This is a genomic window from Corynebacterium ammoniagenes DSM 20306, assembly GCF_001941425.1.
Classification (GTDB): domain Bacteria; phylum Actinomycetota; class Actinomycetes; order Mycobacteriales; family Mycobacteriaceae; genus Corynebacterium; species Corynebacterium ammoniagenes.
Map to the genome: position 1 here is coordinate 526,545 of NZ_CP009244.1, position 16,883 is coordinate 543,427.

At 55.9% G+C, this 16,883-nt stretch carries 13 protein-coding genes and 1 pseudogene; 9 read left to right on the plus strand and 5 right to left on the minus strand.

The window, feature by feature from the left end; all coding sequences use genetic code 11:
• Nucleotides 1-35: 35 nt before the first annotated feature.
• From rplQ to eccB, 3 genes are all read left to right on the plus strand, one after another.
• Nucleotides 36-551 (plus strand): 50S ribosomal protein L17, encoded by a 516-nt coding sequence (rplQ, locus tag CAMM_RS02605; RefSeq protein ID WP_003848280.1) that lies wholly within the window; start codon nt 36-38, stop codon nt 549-551.
• A 94-nt stretch (nt 552-645) separates the two neighbouring features.
• The gene (gene truA, locus CAMM_RS02610; protein ID WP_040355926.1) at nt 646-1,518 is read left to right on the plus strand and encodes a tRNA pseudouridine(38-40) synthase TruA; all 873 of its coding nucleotides are present in this window, start codon (nt 646-648) and stop codon (nt 1,516-1,518) included.
• 74 nt (nt 1,519-1,592) lie between these two features.
• On the plus strand, nt 1,593-2,882 hold the full coding sequence (gene eccB / locus CAMM_RS02615) for a type VII secretion protein EccB (RefSeq protein WP_040355925.1): 1,290 nt from the start codon (nt 1,593-1,595) through the stop codon (nt 2,880-2,882).
• 193 nt (nt 2,883-3,075) lie between these two features.
• Here eccB and CAMM_RS13045 read toward each other — a convergent pair.
• Nucleotides 3,076-4,032: pseudogene (locus CAMM_RS13045) on the minus strand (S8 family serine peptidase); the annotation flags it as partial.
• Nucleotides 4,032-5,417, minus strand: coding sequence for a type VII secretion integral membrane protein EccD (gene eccD, locus CAMM_RS02625; RefSeq protein ID WP_003848272.1), 1,386 nt, complete (start codon nt 5,415-5,417; stop codon nt 4,032-4,034). The pseudogene CAMM_RS13045 and the gene eccD, both read right to left, overlap by 1 nt.
• Before the next feature lie 76 nt (nt 5,418-5,493).
• Between eccD and CAMM_RS02630 the strand changes: the two genes are divergently transcribed.
• A complete protein-coding gene (locus tag CAMM_RS02630; protein WP_003848271.1) occupies nt 5,494-6,798 on the plus strand; it encodes a hypothetical protein in 1,305 nt (434 codons plus the stop codon).
• A gap of 17 nt (nt 6,799-6,815) precedes the next feature.
• Nucleotides 6,816-8,279: a recombinase family protein gene (locus CAMM_RS02635; RefSeq protein ID WP_003848269.1), complete on the plus strand. Its 1,464-nt coding sequence runs from the start codon at nt 6,816-6,818 to the stop codon at nt 8,277-8,279.
• 79 nt (nt 8,280-8,358) lie between these two features.
• On the opposite strand, the gene CAMM_RS02640 is transcribed toward CAMM_RS02635, so the two are convergent.
• Nucleotides 8,359-9,030, minus strand: coding sequence for a ParA family protein (locus CAMM_RS02640; protein ID WP_003848267.1), 672 nt, complete (start codon nt 9,028-9,030; stop codon nt 8,359-8,361).
• 275 nt (nt 9,031-9,305) lie between these two features.
• Here CAMM_RS02640 and CAMM_RS02645 point away from each other — a divergent pair, with 275 nt between their 5' ends.
• The 4 genes from CAMM_RS02645 to CAMM_RS02660 are packed head-to-tail and all read left to right on the plus strand — an operon-like array spanning nt 9,306 to nt 14,738.
• A complete protein-coding gene (locus CAMM_RS02645) occupies nt 9,306-11,225 on the plus strand; it encodes a DNA methyltransferase (protein WP_003848266.1) in 1,920 nt (639 codons plus the stop codon).
• Between the two features lie 2 nt (nt 11,226-11,227).
• The gene (locus CAMM_RS02650) at nt 11,228-13,897 is read left to right on the plus strand and encodes a DEAD/DEAH box helicase family protein (RefSeq protein ID WP_003848263.1); all 2,670 of its coding nucleotides are present in this window, start codon (nt 11,228-11,230) and stop codon (nt 13,895-13,897) included.
• Nucleotides 13,898-13,900: 3 nt separating this feature from the next.
• Nucleotides 13,901-14,473 carry a recombinase family protein gene (locus CAMM_RS02655; RefSeq protein ID WP_003848262.1) on the plus strand — a complete coding sequence of 191 codons (573 nt, stop codon included), beginning with the start codon at nt 13,901-13,903 and terminating at the stop codon, nt 14,471-14,473.
• A complete protein-coding gene (locus CAMM_RS02660) occupies nt 14,466-14,738 on the plus strand; it encodes a hypothetical protein (protein WP_003848260.1) in 273 nt (90 codons plus the stop codon). The genes CAMM_RS02655 and CAMM_RS02660 overlap by 8 nt, the downstream gene beginning before the upstream one ends.
• A 289-nt stretch (nt 14,739-15,027) precedes the next feature.
• Here CAMM_RS02660 and CAMM_RS12910 read toward each other — a convergent pair whose 3' ends face one another.
• A complete protein-coding gene (locus CAMM_RS12910; protein WP_075761512.1) occupies nt 15,028-15,345 on the minus strand; it encodes a hypothetical protein in 318 nt (105 codons plus the stop codon).
• Nucleotides 15,346-15,466: 121 nt separating this feature from the next.
• Nucleotides 15,467-16,834 carry a relaxase/mobilization nuclease domain-containing protein gene (locus tag CAMM_RS02670; RefSeq protein WP_332068158.1) on the minus strand — a complete coding sequence of 456 codons (1,368 nt, stop codon included), beginning with the start codon at nt 16,832-16,834 and terminating at the stop codon, nt 15,467-15,469.
• Nucleotides 16,835-16,883: the final 49 nt, after the last annotated feature.

The window sequence follows — 16,883 nt, forward strand, 5'->3', positions numbered from 1 at the left end:
GCGCTTTACCTAATCCGCACACGAGGAGTACTTAAATGCCTACCCCTAAGAAGGGTGCCCGTCTCGGCGGCTCCGCTAAGCAGCAGTCACACATGCTGAGCAACTTGGCAGCTAGCCTGTTCGAGCACGGCGCAATCAAGACCACCGATGCGAAGGCCAAAATCCTTCGTCCATACGCTGAAAAGATCATCACCAAGGCTAAGGGTGGAACCCTGGCTGACCGTCGCGCAGTGTTGAAGCTCATCCCACACCAGGATGTAGTAGCTCACCTCTTCGACGATCTGGCGCCTCAGTTTGAAAGCCGTGCAGGTGGCTACACCCGCACGATCAAGCTGGACAACCGCTCCGGCGACAACGCTCCAATGTCCCAGATTTCTCTGGTTCTGGAAGAGACCGTGTCCGCTGAAGCAACCCGCGCAACCCGCGCAGCAGCTTCCAAGCAGGCTGAAGAAGAAGCCGTTGAAGAGACCGACGTAGAGGAAACCACCGCTGAGGAAACCCCAGCAGAGGAGACCCCTGCCGAGCAGGACGCTACCGAGGAAGAGAAGTAAAAATTCTCTAGCTCTGAGCAGCTTTGAAGGGCCGTGTATCCAACCCGCGTGGTTGGCGCGCGGCCCTTTTTCTATGCAGGTAGAATCCCAACCTATGACTGCTTCTGCTGACTTGGTTCGCCTGCGCTTTGACATCGCCTACGATGGCACCGATTTCCATGGGTGGGCTAGCCAAAAAGGTCAGCTTCGCACGGTGCAAGGGGTCTTGGAGCAGTGCTTGACGATGATCCTGCGCCACCCCATTGAACTGACCGTTGCGGGGCGCACCGATGCTGGCGTACATGCTGCCGGCCAAGTCGCCCATGCCGATGTACCCGTCGAAAGCCTGCAGCAGCGCAGCATTGACGGGGAGCCGGCGAAATTGGTGCGTCGTTTAGCAAAGCTTGTCGATGACGATATCCGCATCCACAGTGTCTCCTTCGCTCCAGAAGGATTTGACGCCCGTTTTTCTGCGCTGCGCCGGCATTATGTTTACCGAATTACCACCGAGGAGGCCGGCGCTTTGCCGACCCGCCTGCGTGATACCGCGACGTGGACTCGGCCCGTGGATATCGATCTGATGCAACAGGCCGCTACTACGTTGGTGGGGCTGCATGATTTCGCCGCTTTTTGTAAAGCCAAACCCCATGCCACGACGATTCGTGACTTACAAGAGTTCTACTGGGTCGATGCCTCCACACCGTCAGAGCCGAATCTTTATGAAGCGCATGTGAGCGCCGACGCTTTTTGCTGGTCGATGGTGCGCTCTTTAGTCGGCTGCTGCCTAGCGGTCGGGGAGGGCCGACGCGATATCAACTTTGTGGAAGCCATGTTGGGCGAATCTGAACGCTCGTCTTCGATTCCCGTCGCCGCTGCCAAAGGCTTGTCTTTAGTCGGCGTGGACTATCCCGCTGATGAAGACCTCGCCGCGCGCACGATGGTCACCCGCGATAAAAGAAGCGCTGCCAAGGACTTGCCCGCGGGATAGACTGACATGTGCAACGCGCGGTGTTTCGGGGGATTCGCCGCGCTGGAAACACGTCGATTCGGGGGAATGTCACGGTGTCGCAGATCGCGCCAACAACTAAAGCACAAGTATCAGGCCATAAGTTTCTCGTACGTCGCATGCAGCACGCGCTGGTGTTAGGCGATATCCGGATGATTCACGATCCGCTAGCCAGCCGGCGCCGCGCACTGATTTTTGGCCTGGTTGCCGTACTGCTTATCGCGCTGGGGTCCGGGCTTTTAGCCTGGCTGCGCCCCGACCCAGATCCGGGTGACGCCGCGCTTGTGCGCTCGGAGCAGTCCCAACTCTATGTGCGCGTCGACGAGACTCTACATCCCGTAGCCAACCTAGTGTCCGCGCGCCTTATTCTGGGCGAGGCCGCCGAGCCTGTCACTATCGGAACCACTGCTTTAGAAAACTCCGACTTAGGCACGCCCTTGGGGATTGTGGATGCACCGATTGCCTTGTCCACACCACCTGAGCTCGACCCTTTGGCCCCGCCACCGCCGAATACCTGGGCCGCATGTCTTGCCGAGCCCTCCATCCAGGAGCCACCCTTTATCACCAGCGCCACCCGCGATGCCGCAGAGACAGACCGCGAGATTGTCGTGACCGTGGGCCATGAACTACACAATCTTCCGCAACCAGCCGCAGCATATGTCACCTACCAAGACCGCGACTGGCTCATCGCGCAGCAAGGTCGCGCGCTTTTACCCGCCGCTGATAGCGACGAAGGCCGCATTATTCGCCGAGTTCTTAAACTCGAGCACGCCGTTGCTGTCCCACCGGAATTTCTCAACACCTTCGCCGAAACCCCGCCGATAAAAATCCCAGATGTCGACCTCCGACGCGCCGAGAACCAGATGTGGGCGCAGGGCGATGGCGGGATAGTTGAAATCACCGAGACCCAAGCAGAAATCCTGCGCGCGGCCGGCGCAGATATCACCAACATCAACCCAGACGAGCTCGCAGAGCTTGCCACCGTGACCAACACCGAGATTGATACGCTCCCAGCCACCGTGCCCAGCATGATCAGCGCCGAGGAGTGGCTGTGCGCCAATTCCGACGGCGAAGCAGCAACACTTGCTCCGGTGGAGGGACTAGTAGAGCTATCCGGTGATGGCCCGGCGCGCTATTTCACCGGGTTAACCGGTGGGGCAGTAGCGGTTGATACCGGGTTTGGTGTGCACGTTATCGAAGAAGCCGGCCGCCGCCACGAGTTGCCCGATGCTTCGCTTGTCGATGCCTTGGGCGTCGCCGTTCACGAAGCCGCCTGGCCGATTGTGCGCCTGTTGCCTGAGGCCTCGGCGTTGACGCCCGAGAACGCGCTAACTGCAAGTTACTAAGCACACCGGCGAGGATCATCGCTAATACCCCGCCACCGCCTGCTGCGGCGAGCACGATTTCGAGCCGTTGCGGTGCGCGAGATTGCGTGCTCGCAGCAGATTCAATCGCCACCGTGCGGGAGTCCACAGGACTAGTACCCTCCAGATATTCCACAGTGGCCAGCGGGTCGTGGACCCGGTTGGCAGACTGCGCCGAGCCATAGATAATCTCGCGGATCTGCTGAGGAGATAGTGCCGGATTGCGCTGCAATAACAATGCGACCGTGGCGCTGACCGTCGGGGTGGCATAGCTGGTGCCGCTAAAGCCACCTTCGCTGCCATTTTTAATCGCCCCGCGCATCCATCCGGCGCCCTGGGGATGAACCGCAATATTAACGGTGCCTGGCGCGCTGACCCAGTCCTCGGTGACCACGGGAAGCGAATACTCGGCTAACTCATATTCGCTGGATAACGCTGCAACGGGAATGACGGTATCTTCCACCGCCGGGTAGACCACCATGCCTGGTTGGCAGTCACCGTCGATATTGCCGGCAGACGCTACGACGACGGCGCCGTCGTGTTCGGCGCGTAGGAGGGCATCGCTAAGCTGCTGGGAATCTAAGCTCTCGGCCTGCGCACGTGTCATGCATGCCACCACCGATAAGCTGATAACGCGCGCACCGGCATCGAGGGCGGCATGAATTGATTGTGCCATCGTGGCCAAAGACCCAGCGCTTTCGGAATCCGGCGCATCGCGGTAATGCAGCGAAGATTGGCGAATCGCGACCAACGAGGCCTCCGGCGCAATACCCATCTCGCGTGCACCAATGACGCTGGCGACCACGGTGCCGTGAATATCGCAGTCATGAAACGGCGCGGGTTCATCTGGGGTGATGAAATCCGGCCCCGGCTCGAGCTGCGGAAATTGCTCGTGTTCGGCAATCCCCGTATCAATGATGGCGATTTTTACGCCTTGCCCCGTGGCCAACCCATGCAGGCGGGCGCGGTAGTCCTGCTGTTTCGGCGTAAAAGACGGACTCTGTGCAGTGCCAATTGCTACCGCGCATGCGGTATCTTGCGCCTGCGCAACTGGCTGTGCCAGCGGCAGAGCCACAGGCACAGCCACCACACCTGCTACCAAGGCGCCAAGGCCAATGAGCAGCCGGCGCATTAGCCTAGTCCTCGAATGAACTCGAAGAGTCCGGCGAGATGCGCGGCCATGGGCAGACACAACACGAGCGCGATGGCTTCGCAGCGCTCAGCCCACCGCAACGTGGTCGGCGAGGCCGAGTGAATGCGCGGCGCCCACCACGGTGATGTCACCGCAGCGAGAAGCGGAATGCTTGCCACGATCCATAAAATCACCGGCACCTGCCCGTGATAATCCGCCACGGCTACCGCCGCCGGCGCACACAGCGCAGCGGCTAAAGCCAGCACCATCAGCGACCACAACACCACCACCTGCCGGTGGCGCGCGGCATGCAAAAGCAACGACACACACAACATCAGTGCCAATAAAGTGCTGACTACCGGGGTGGTGGCACTGGTGATGGCGACGTGGGCAAGGGCGGGCAGGGTAAACATCGACAAGCCAAGGCACAGGCCTTCATAGATAAAGTGCGCGCGTTGCGAGCGCTGATCTACATTGTCAACGAGTGTATCTGAGACGGATAAATCTTGCCCAGCGGTTGGTAGCTGCGGCACCCGCAATCCCGCCACCGCAGTCGCAAGACCCGGCGCGCTAGCAAGCACAATCACCGCTGCGGCGATCACGGTCCCGGCGCTGCGTGGAACGCTAAGCCCGGCGATAACCAAGAACACAGCGCACAGTACCGCGGCACTGGTGGTGCGCACGTGTGCAATATTTAACACATGACACCCAAGTCCAACCAGCGCACACGTTAGTGCTGCTGCATACAACCCCAAGCTGAAATCGCGCACGGAGTCCATCGGCCAACCCGCCACGCCTATGCCCGCCGCGAGCGATGCAGCGATGATAATGAGCCAACCTAGCCGCAACCCGCGATGCCACACCGCAAGCACCGTCGCGGCCACCGCAATCGATGCTCCCGCCAACGCAATAGACCCGGCGAGATGCGTCGGGGTCAAAAATCCCACTACCGCACCTAGTGCTATCAGCGCGCCATTGATCCAGAGCTGCATAATCCCGCGCGCAGAGTGCTCACTGCCAGAGGCAATTAACGCCTCCGCCGAGTCACGAATAACCGGGGCTGGCAATTCTTCGGACGGGGATAAAAGCACCACGGAGCCATCGACAAGCTGTGTGGCCGATAGCGGTGCCGACGGATCCACCAACCGACCCCCAGCGGTAGATATCCGCCACGGCCGCGATACGGACGGTGCGCCGACCAAGTCCGTGACCTCAGTAATCATTTCATTAAACGACGATGACGCCGGCAACGCCAAGTCAGCTTCTTTGCGGAATTCTCCCACGTGACAACGCACAGTAACCCGCACACTTTGTGAAAAATTCACTATTTCCCCCGAAATAAGTATGTAGTTTGTGAGCTCCCCACCTTGCTCAACCGCCTCCATTGTGGCTTACTAGTGGTGGCGTGTCCACCGGTTATGTGGGCACACGTTTCTTCGGGGGAAGAAGGGGGATATAACTTTGGCGATCGTAGAACCGATCTCATTTGCGCTGCGCGATCCCGCGCCGCCAGTGCCGACCGGCAGTTTGGATGCCGAAGCCGTACCGCAAGCAACGCGCAGCCAGCCGCTGCCGCTGGTCCGCATCCTGATGCCGCTGGTGATGGTGGTGGTCATGCTGGCCATGGTCGCGATGATGGTGCTGTCGTCCAATGGCGCACCGAATCCGATGATGTTGATGTTTCCCATGATGATGCTGGCCAGCATGGCGATGATGTTTAACCCGCAAAGCGGCAATGACCCGGATGAAACCCGGCGCACCTACCTGCGACATTTAGCCTCCCTGCGCGCGGAAGCACTTGATAATGGCCAAGCTCAGCGCCGGCACGAGCTGCACCGACATCCCGCCCCGGCGGACCTGCAAGCTCTTATCGCAACGTCCCGGCTGTGGGAGCGCGCCGGGGAAGACGAGGATGCTTTTGAAATACGCATTGGCCTTGGCCCAGCGGCTTTGGCCACGCCGATTAATGTGGCCGAATCGGGCGCGGCAGAAGACCTGGACCCGGTGTGTGCGGTGAGTTTGCGGCACACCTTGGCCGCGGTAAGCACCGTTGCCGATATGCCCGTGGCGCTGCAGTTGCAGGCCTTTCGTTTCTTGGGGCTTGCCGGGGAAGCGGCGCGCGATCTCGCTCGCGCGATGGTGCTGCAGCTGGCAATATTCCACGGCCCGGAAACCGTGGGATTTCGCGTTATCGGCCCTGGTTGGGAGTGGTTGAAGTGGCTACCGCACACCCGCAACCCGGACGCCGCGCAGTTTGTCTGCTTGCTTGTCGATGACACCCCGACCACCGGGGTGGAGCCTTTTATTGATGATGCTGGCGTTGATTGCATCATCGATATTGCCTCCCGTCGCACCACGGCATTGGGCGTGCGCGCGGAAAACGAAGGTTTGCTTTTGCTTGTCGATGCCACCTTGCGCGTTGTCACCGCCGTCGGCGATGAAGAGCTAGGCGTACCCGATCTCGTCAGCGTTGAAGAAGCAACGACGTGTGCCAGGGCGATGGCGCAATTTAGCCGCCCTGAGGCATCCACGGCAGATACCCGCGTGGATCTATTGAGCTTGCTGGGGTTTGCGGATATTTCGGAGATGACCGGATCTGCGCTATGGCCGGGGCGGACCGGGGCGTCGCGGCTTGCGGTACCTATCGGGCTGTCACCGGCGCAGATACCGGTGATGCTGGATTTGAAGGAATCTGCCCAAGGCGGCATGGGCCCGCACGGGTTATGCATTGGGGCGACCGGCAGTGGTAATTCAGAACAAGGATAGTGAGTACGATATAGGCCATGACCCTTCGTGCTGCCATTTATGCCCGTATCTCGCTCGACCTTAAAGAAGAAGCCGGTGTGAAGCGACAAGTTTACTTGGCTACTAAGCAGGCTGAGGCCGACGAGGCGAGCCTAGTCGCCACCTACGTCGACAACAATATTTCGGCTTTCTCCGGTGAGTTCCGGCCGGAGTATGACAAGCTCATCAAGTCTATTGAGGCCGACGACCTGGACGTTGTCTACGTGTACGCATTGGATCGGCTCACCCGCCGAACCAAGGACACGTTGGCGCTGTTTGAGCTGTGCGAGCGATACAACGTTCGCGTGCGCGCGAACCGCGGATATGACATCGATCCCTCCGACCCTGCTTCGCGGCTTACCATCGTCATCCTGGGGCTGATCGCCGAGCAGGAGAGCATTGACCGTGCTGCCCGTATTCGTGCAGCCTACGAGGACCGAGCACGTACCGGCCGTCCCAAGACTGGTGGACGTCGGATGCTTGGCTACGGGGTGGACGGTATGACAGTCATCGACGACGAGGCCCAGGCTATCCGCGATGCTGCACAGATGGTTCTGGCTGGCAAGACACTGCGCGAAACTGTCCGTGAGATCTTCCACGCCCGCGACATCCAGTCCACTTCAGGCCGAGAGATGTCCCCGCAGACGCTGCGAGATATCTTGCTTAACCCTCGCGTACGGGGCATAAGCACCTTCAATCCCACCGACCCTGCGACTGGTTACCGCCTTATTAAGGACAGGCAGATCCTTGGGCCTGGTACGTGGCCGGCAATTATCGACGAGGCAACTGGCGAAAATCTCGATGTCGTGCTTCGTGATCCGGCGCGTCGAAGTAATCACTCCGGCAATGCACCGACGCGTTACCTTGCTTCCGTGCTGACTTGTACCTGCGGTGATCCGATGTATTCACGCAGTCGCGGGCGTAGAGATGGTTCCACGCAACGCTTCTACACGTGCAAACGCTCAAATCCTGGCGGTAAGCACGTCTCTATCGGCGCCGAAATTGACGAGTTCATCGAGCGTGTCATCTTAGCCCGCATGGCCGAGCCCGATGCCCTGAGGGTCATACAGCAAGCTCTTGCCCCGGCTGAGGACGATGCTGCCACTGACGAGCTTCAGCACTTACTTGCTGATCGGAATGCTCTCTTAGCGCGCCGCGAGAGCATCGAGGAGTCTGTGATCGCCGCTAATATTGACGTTGATACCTTTGGTCGGCTCGAGAATAAGATCGCTAGACAGGTGGCTACGATTGAGACTCGGCTCGCGGAGCTGACAGCCTTACATGATGCTGATCCGCTCGCTGCTGAACTGGCAGATGCTTCCAATTTTCCCGAGTGGTGGGAGGGAGCCTCGGTTCAGGATAAGCGGCGGTTCACCCGTCTACTCATGGAAATACATATCCTTCCTGGCAGGACGGGTGCCAAGCAGTTCGACCCGAACCGTGTCCAGGTAATCTGGAAATAATCCTGGTCAATCTGTGAATCACTGTTGACGGCCTCGGGGCAGGCTGATTCTCAAGGGTCCGACTGATTGGCGACCGTCATTAATTTGGGACCGCGGTGCTTTTAGGTTTGTACGTCGTTCCCCACGCTACGTTGATCTTACTTCGGAGCATTTCCTGAAGTTCTCCGGCGACCATTTCATAATCGTAGAGATTGTCTTTCATACGTCCTTCGAATGGTCCCCGGAGTGCCTTTATGTCCGGGATTGCCGTATCGAAAATATTGACGTTCTTTTTCTGGAGTTGGAGGAGGAACTCAGCCTCAAGGGTAACGGCGCGCCCTATGCGATTGAGTAGTACTGCACAGGGCCCTGCCACTGATTCTACGGTGGCCAGCGTTGGGTGGAAGTCCGCGCTGCTTGGGAATGCCGGTATCATCACGAAATCTGAGACAGGAGAGAGAATTCGAATGGCTGCGGGACTGTGCGACGGTGTGTCAATAATCGTCAAATCGTATTGGCTAGAAGGGTTCAGAATTCGATCGGTTAGCGGGTACGTCTCAGGATGCTTCTGGTAGATCGGAACGTGGTCAACGGGGAACGGTAGAGGACTACCCTCCTTGGTCGCGTATTTAGCGGTTGATGCGGCATGGCCTTGATAGACGGCATCTACCACCCGGACACTCGCTCCATGCTCACTGGCCACCTGCGCCAGCATCAGTGCTGTAGTAGTTCTGCCGGAACCACCTTTGAGATTGGCTACGGTTAGAATCATGATTGCCTTTTCTGGGGTGAATTTTCAGTGTGTGAGACTCGATCTTAGTGACATTAGCCCGAGTGGGGGAGGCCAGCCCCTGCTCGCGTCCTCGGCGTCGGACCGGCGTGTCCGCAATCCCTAATATCACCATTTTGGTAGGTTAGACTTAATGGACAGGGATCTCGGACACCCTGGTTGCAACTGTCAGAGTCTCACTGACCTTTGGTCGCGCTGTGTCCGATATCGACCGATTATGAACAGACACTCATTCGTCAGGCCCGTGGAGCACTAATATGAACTTCCTTGAAGAACTAGAAGAACTACTAAAGAGTGATCCGCGATTTGTGTCGCAGGATGGTCAACTCCTTAAACCTAACGTTCACGATGCCGTGCATAATCTCGACGCTGAGCTGCTGGACAAGCTCCTGACTTCGCCCAACATGAAGGATCACTTCTTCAAGAAGATCAATGGAGTTATGGTCTTTGATCAAGAAAAGTTCATGTGGGTGGTAAATTCCAAAGAGTTCTTGCCAGACAGCTACACGGGGTACCGCAATAGGATCGGACTGTCGGCAGGTGGCAATGCCTTGCTTGGTTCATCGAACGATGTCTCACTCGTTTGGCCTTATAAGGACTGTGTTCTCGAAGGTGGCCAAGATAAGGATGACGAGAAGCGCGACGAGATCTTCTACAACGAGACGTTGGCTCCTGACGAGATCGGACGGCTTCTCGCTCCCAAGGCCTTTAGGGACGTAGTTCGATATGACGCTTCCGGTTCTTCACAAGTGACTGAGTTGGCGGATGATGACAACCTCATCGTCAAAGGTAACAACCTCCTAGCGCTCAGTTCTTTGGTGGAGCGGTACGAAGGCAAGATCAAGTGTATTTATATTGACCCGCCGTACTTTTTCCAAAACCGTCGTGGTGAAGATACCTTCACCTACAACTCGGATTTCCACCTATCGACGTGGCTCACTTTCATGAAGACACGACTCGAATTTGCGAAGCGACTTCTGCATCGTGATGGAACGCTTTGGATAAGTATCGGTGAAGACGGCATGCACTACCTAAAAGTTATGGCCGATTCCGTGTTCGGTTCCGAAAACTTTATTGGAACGATTCCTCGGCGAACCCGCTCTGGCAAGACTGACGTGTCATTCAACCTCTCCCAGGATTTTGACTGGGTACTGCTCTACACAAACGCCGATAAGGGTAGCGCGCCGATTGGCCGTGAGATCCAGCGTAAATACTTCGAGTCAGATGATTATCCGGGACGTCCTTGGAGAACTGCTGATCTGACGAAGCAAACGACTGCGACCGAGCGTCCAAACTCCAATTTTACGTTGGTTGATCCAAAGAACGGTAAAGAATACCCCTCTAGGCCAAAGCGCACTTGGGCAATTACGCGTGAAACATTTCAGAAACATTATGACGAAGGCTATGTCATTTTTCCTGGGGATTATGATTTTCTAAATATAACGATGCCTGTAGCGCGGAAATTTAAGGATCAAGATGATTCTAAAGAGAAACTAGGTGCCGTTATTTCTGATTTCTTAATTTCCGATTTTTTGAAGTCTTTACTTTCGGGAAGCAAGAATGCAAAGGGCAATCAACAGATCGATGAGCTGTTCTCTCGCGATGAATTCAGCTACGCCAAACCCGAAGAACTTCTCGAAGCCATTCTTACAGTTTCCACACAGCCAGGTGATCTGGTTCTCGATTTCTTCTTGGGGTCTGGCACTACAGCTGCAGTTGCTCACAAGATGGGCCGCCGATACATCGGTGTCGAGCAAATGGATTACACCTCGACGGTGACTGTCCCCCGATTAGTCAAGGTTATCGAAGGTGAGCAGGGTGGCATTTCGAAGTCTCAAAGTTGGCAAGGTGGGGGGTCATTTGTTTATGCAGAACTCGCTGAACAGGGTGAGGCTCTGATGGGTGCACTTGAAGACGCACAATCTTTTCAAGACGTTGAGGCCGTGCTCAGTGATGCCACCAATCGCGGTCTCCTTCGTCCTTCAGTATTGCCCGACTCATTGTCGCAGTCCCGCGACGATTTCAAGGAACTCTCGATTAAAGAGCAGAAGCAGGTGGTTGCTGAGCTGATCGACAAGAACCGGTTGTACATCAATGCATCCGACGTAGAAGACTCTGAGCTCGGGCTTGCTCAGGCTGACGTCCGCTTTACAAAAAGCTTCTACGAGGTGGATTAGCAATGACTACGCCGACTACGCAGGACATGTTCCTTTTTCAGCAGCTTGATCTTTTCTATGATTTCGGTAGGCAACACCCACTGCCTTCGCATATCAAAAACAACCTGGGTGACCACATCGTGTTGCGCGAGTATCAGAAGCATGCGTTCTCAAACACGATTGAGTATTTGGGCAATCCGCAGTTTTCGAAGAACCGTCAGACACATTTGCTGTACCACATGGCCACCGGCTCCGGAAAGACCGTCATGATGGCCGGTTTGATCCTGCATTACTACAGCTTGGGTTACCGCAACTTCCTCTTCTTCGTTAACCAGACCAACATCATTGAGAAGACAAGAGCCAACTTCTTGGAAAGTGCGTCCAGCAAGTATCTGTTCGCCAGGACTATTGAAATTAATGGAGTGCGAGTTCGCATCAATGAGGTTGAAAACTTCTCAAGTGCCAATCCTGATGCGATCAATCTCTGTTTCTCGACGACTCAAAAGCTTCAATCAGATTTTTTTAATCCTAAAGAAAATTCCCTGACCATCGAAGACTTTGAAGATGTGCCAGTTATACTGATCTCCGACGAGTCTCACCATGTCAACACCCGTACGAAAAAAGCAAGCAAGGCCGAAGAGTCTGAAGACCGCTCTTGGGAGTACACGGTTAATACTGCGTTCTTGGGTAATCGGGACAACGTTCTCTTGGAATTTACTGCCACCGTTGATTTGCGTGACAAGAACATTCTCGCCAAGTACAAAGACAAGATCGTCTTTGACTACCCGCTAGCCAGATTCCGAGAATCGGGCTATACCAAGGACTTCCAGAACTTCCAATCCACGCTGGATCCTTGGGGCCGGACACTTCAGGCTCTTCTGATGTCTGAATACCGTCGCGGTCTTTTCGCCGATGCCGGAGTTGCTGTTAAACCTGTCGTTCTGCTGAAATCTCAGCGTGTCGATGATTCTCAAGCCTTTTACGACGATTTTTTCCCACGTTTACAGCGATTAACGCCGGACGATATCCTAAAACTTGGTGGCGATGGTCTCGTGCAAGAGGCAATCGAGTATTTCCAGGCTAAGGATCCGAGCTTGAGGTCACTGTGTCTGAGCATTCAGCAGGGTTTCAGCGAAGAAAACGCCATCATCATGAACCGCAAGACTGATAACTCCACCAAGAAGCAGATTGCGGTCAACTCCCTGGAAGATCCTAGCAATCCGTATCGCATCATCTTCACGGTTGACATGCTCAATGAGGGTTGGGATGTTCTCAATCTGTACGACATCGTGCGACTCTATGAGACTCGACAAGGCGGCAAGGCTGGCAAGCCAAGTGCATACACCATAAAGGAGGCACAGCTCATCGGGCGTGGTGCTCGTTACTTCCCCTTCCTTCTCGAGACCGAGGACATCGAACGAGAGCCAGAAGCAGCCTTTATTCGCAAATACGACAACGATCTCAACAGTCCTTACCGCCTGCTTGAAACGCTGCTTTACCACTCTAAGCAAGACTCCAAATACATCACTGAGCTACGTCTTGCACTCCGTGGTACGGGTCTGCTAGCAGAGGGAGCGACTAAGGTTACTTACGAGCTGAAGGACATCTTCAAGAAGACCGACTTCTTCCATAATGCCCAACTGTTCAGCAACCAACGCGTAGAAGTTTCTCGAAATACTGTCACGGAGCTCGATAACCGCATCAAGTCTGCACAATATCGAGTCGATGTCCGGCAAACACCGTCTCGGTTGCTCAGCCTCTTTGGCTCAGACGAGCCTGTTAAAGCGAGCGCAGGCGGTCGCATTAGCAGCAGCATTTGCCTTAAGATTCGAGATATTCCGAGCAACGTCGTGCTCGGAACGCTCGCAAGGTTTGATGCGTTACGCTTCAGCGTCCTGCACCACTACTTCCCTCAATTGAGTTCGATCAATGAGTTTGTCACTTCCGAAAGCTATCTTGGCAAGACAGAGATTGTTTTCCAGAGTGATCACAGTAACTTGAGCGCTACAGACCTCATTGTCGGGTTGAATAAGGTGTTCGAAGCAGTTGCAAACCATCTCCAAACCATCGAGATCGCCTATCGCGGCACGACAGAGTTCGAAGCCAAGCGAGTCAGCGAGATTCTTCGGGATAAGCGTCTCCAGATCACCCAGCCCGTCAAGGGGGGACTTGGCGACAGCCAAGCCAGCGACGCCTCCGATTCGAACTACTTGGAGCTAGCGGACGCGGACTGGTATGTCTTCAACGACAATTTCGGGACCAGCGAAGAGAAAGCGTTCGTCAAATACTTCTCCACAGTCGTCGAAGACCTCAAACGTGACTACGAGGATGTTTATCTCATTCGTAACGAACGTTTCGCGCCTCTCTCTATTTACTCTTTCGAGACGGGTGAACGGTTTGAGCCTGACTACATTCTTCTACTGCGAGAAAAGGATGAAAGCTTTTCACAACAGCAGATCTACATCGAGCCTAAGGGCAAACACCTCCTCGGTACCGACCAATGGAAGGAAGATTTCCTGCTTTCACTGGAAGCTAACGCGATTCCGCATAAGGTCTACGTCGACAACACAAACTACCGAATCGTTGGGCTGCCGTTCTTCAACGAAGAGAACCGTATGAACGAGTTCCGCGAGGCATTCGTTGATGCTGTGTCTCGTGACAACACACCTGAAGAAGACGAATTGGGTGAGTAACTCGTGCTCATTGGTTACGCCCGTGTCTCTACCGCTAGGCAGGGCCAGTCTCTCGATACCCAGCGTGAAGCGCTTGTGGCCGCCGGCTGTGACCCCGATTATCTTTACACTGACACGATCAGCGGAACCAAGTGGCAGCGCCCCGGCCTCGATGCCGCCCTGTCGTATATGCGTGCCGATGATACCCTGGTTGTTACCCGTCTGGACCGCTTGGGTCGCAACCTCGCGGAAACCGTCAACACAATCGCAAACCTTGCCGAGAGGGACATCAACGTTCGCGTTCTGGAGCCTGTTCTCGACACCTCCCGTCCAGCAGACAAAGTAGTTGTGAACGTCATGGCGAGCCTTGCCGAGTGGGAGCGTGAGCTACTGATCCAACGCACACGTGAGGGGGTGGCCCATGCACGGGCACAGGGGCGAGTGGGAGGCCCTAAGCCGAAACTGAACCTGGAGCAGAAAAAGCAGATTAACCAGCTGTTTCAGTCAGGCGAGAGCGTTTCTGCTCTTGCGAGGTCTTTCAACGTCTCACGGCAAACCGTCTATCGAGCACTGAAGGAGTTTGGCAGCGATGAATAAGGTCGAGAAAGAAATCCAAGCATGGGAGAAGTTGCAGCGCAAGCTCGTAAATGCTGAGCGAAAGCCGCGCCCACTCAAAGCCCGCGCTCGTGCAATCCGTGGATTCTGGTGCGCAATTTACGAGCTTAATGGTGTAGAAGTAGACGAGAAGGTCTCCCTGGACCAGGAGCCAGTGAATCCATACAGGGCTGACCCGCTGACTGGGGCGCTGCGCGGTATCGAGAGTCCCGAAGACGAACTGGAGAAGATTCTTTATCGAAAATAGATTGAGAAACCCTGACTTTAGCCGTGGAGAGGAGCATGTGGCTACACACCGCACCGGGTGGCGGGTACTGCTTGACACTTTCTTGGGCTGTGTCCCGACTGAGGCAACGAAGTCCGAATTCGTCCAGAGTGTCTCAGACCTGGAGGAACCGTTAGGGACATTGGATTATTGCCGATACATTGAAATTAGGAACCGCCGTATGCGATGGACCGCACGTACTGCGGTGTGAGAGGGCTGCCGGGAAGCCCGGCAGCCTACTTGATTCTCTTCCAGTTGCGCGGGGGTCTCGCTAGTCGTCGCCCGCTAGCTTCGATGCGACGTAGACCATGGGGCTGACTATCAGGCCGATAGTACCTAACGTGACCGCGAGCCAGCCGACCGTCGAGTACCAGGTCTCGGCCGCCGTGACGTGTCCCCAGAGCGTGCCCACACCGTCGGGTAGACCCAGGAACTGCATTACCCCCACGCCTAACGCCCCGATAGCTGTGAGTCCCGCTCCTACCAGCAGGGCCGCGATGATTACCCACAGCGCAAACCTCTTGGTATTCTCCATCCTTTCCGTGTCTTTCTGTATAGCTTCGGCTAGTTTCTGTCGCTCTGTGGTCACCTTTTCCAGCTCCTTCGACAGACGCGCACGCTCTCGTTCCAGCCGGTTCACGGCTGCGTTGACAGTGCTGTCTAAGCTGTCCTGGACGCTTTTGAAGGACTCGTTGACCAGTGGCCTCAGGTCAGAACTCAGGCTCGTAGTTAGCTGCCTGGTTAAGCCTCGCGAGACGCTCTTGGCGCTTTCGTCGCTGAGCTTCACCGGATGCTTCGCGACCTCCAGCGTTGCGCGGTACATCGCCGCGAGGTCGCCGAGTGTTTTCTGGATACTTTTCATCGATGGGGCCATGTCCGTCAGCATGTTTACCAGACTGCTGATGGTCTCTGCGACCGCCCGCTGCGCCTGGTCGTACTCCTTCGTCCCGACGGTGGTTTGAGCTAGACTTTTCAGCTGCTCGCCGAGCTTTTGTTGCTGCCCGGATAACCTCAGAAGTTCCTTCTCCGACGCTGCGATGGATTGGATCTTGGTTTCCAACTCGCTCACTGCTTTGAGCGCTGCTGCTGTCTTGGTTGAGTCCTTCGTACGTTGACTCTGCATCGTCTCCAAGGCTTCCAAGATGGGGTCTAGGCTTTCGTCGAGATATGTCTCTAGGGTTTGTTGCTGATGCCCGGTCATTGGTTGATTCACTGTCTTTTTCACTTTCTTTGTTGAGGTGTTTAATTCGGTCTATGCGTGTCTGTCGAGCAATGGCTGCCGCCAGCTGTGCTTGTGCTTCTGCAATACGGTCGCTCAGACCACTGGTGGTGTAGCCAGGGCCGAATTTCGAGCCCGCGTCTGCTGCTTTGCGCTTACGGCTCTTACCCTTCGGGGTGCGTGTTGTGTACGTCATGTCCTTGCCGTTGTCATCGACCAGTCCGATGCTGAGTTCGTCGTCCATCATCTTCAGCGACAGGTTGTAATCGACAGCCAGGTCGTGCGCTTTATCAAGCCCATCCGGGGCGTTGAGGACGCGGTCATCTGCGATTAGTTCATCGACGCGCTTGCGAAGATAATCAGCCCAGGTATCGCCCGTCAGGTCGTTGATTCCTAGGCCAGTCGAGTCAATGCTTTTACCGTCTCGGATCGCCATGCGTTCGGCACGCCGGAGCTTGACGAAGCCTTCTGGCTCCAATCTCCTCATACCCCAGTCGCGCATCACGTCATCGTTGACTACTTTGACTGCGTGCCAATTGCCGGCGCGTTTAGGCGCGGCCTTACCAGAACTTAGGTCGTGGTTAAGCAGAATTAGGTGGTTGTGCACACAACCGGATTTGCTGTCGGTATGGGTGGCAACGACGAAAGGTGTGTCGGGCGCCAGCCGCTGCGCTAAATCTGTACCCATCGCGTTGGCTTTCTCGACATGGGACGGATCATCTCGGTGCAGCTCGTCGCGCGACCAGGACTGAACTAGAGTAATGGCCCTATTACTGCGGTTGCTGTAATTATTTATGATGTCACGGCCAGATTCGACGAACTCGATTCCGGCCCAGCGGCCGTCGCTGTCGTTGTCCATTTCGCTGCCGCAAACGACTGTCAATGCCGTAGCGCGAACTTGACCGCTC

Bases quoted from the DNA above. Each gene is read 5' to 3' on its own strand.
- rplQ (WP_003848280.1), top strand. From the start codon at position 36: ATGCCTACCCCTAAGAAGGGTGCCCGTCTCGGCGGCTCCGCTAAGCAG.
- truA (WP_040355926.1), top strand. From the start codon at position 646: ATGACTGCTTCTGCTGACTTGGTTCGCCTGCGCTTTGACATCGCCTAC.
- eccD (WP_003848272.1), bottom strand. From the start codon at position 5,417: ATGGAGGCGGTTGAGCAAGGTGGGGAGCTCACAAACTACATACTTATT.
- CAMM_RS02635 (WP_003848269.1), top strand. From the start codon at position 6,816: ATGACCCTTCGTGCTGCCATTTATGCCCGTATCTCGCTCGACCTTAAA.
- CAMM_RS02640 (WP_003848267.1), bottom strand. From the start codon at position 9,030: ATGATTCTAACCGTAGCCAATCTCAAAGGTGGTTCCGGCAGAACTACT.
- CAMM_RS02645 (WP_003848266.1), top strand. From the start codon at position 9,306: ATGAACTTCCTTGAAGAACTAGAAGAACTACTAAAGAGTGATCCGCGA.
- CAMM_RS02650 (WP_003848263.1), top strand. From the start codon at position 11,228: ATGACTACGCCGACTACGCAGGACATGTTCCTTTTTCAGCAGCTTGAT.
- CAMM_RS02660 (WP_003848260.1), top strand. From the start codon at position 14,466: ATGAATAAGGTCGAGAAAGAAATCCAAGCATGGGAGAAGTTGCAGCGC.
- CAMM_RS02670 (WP_332068158.1), bottom strand. From the start codon at position 16,834: ATGGACAACGACAGCGACGGCCGCTGGGCCGGAATCGAGTTCGTCGAA.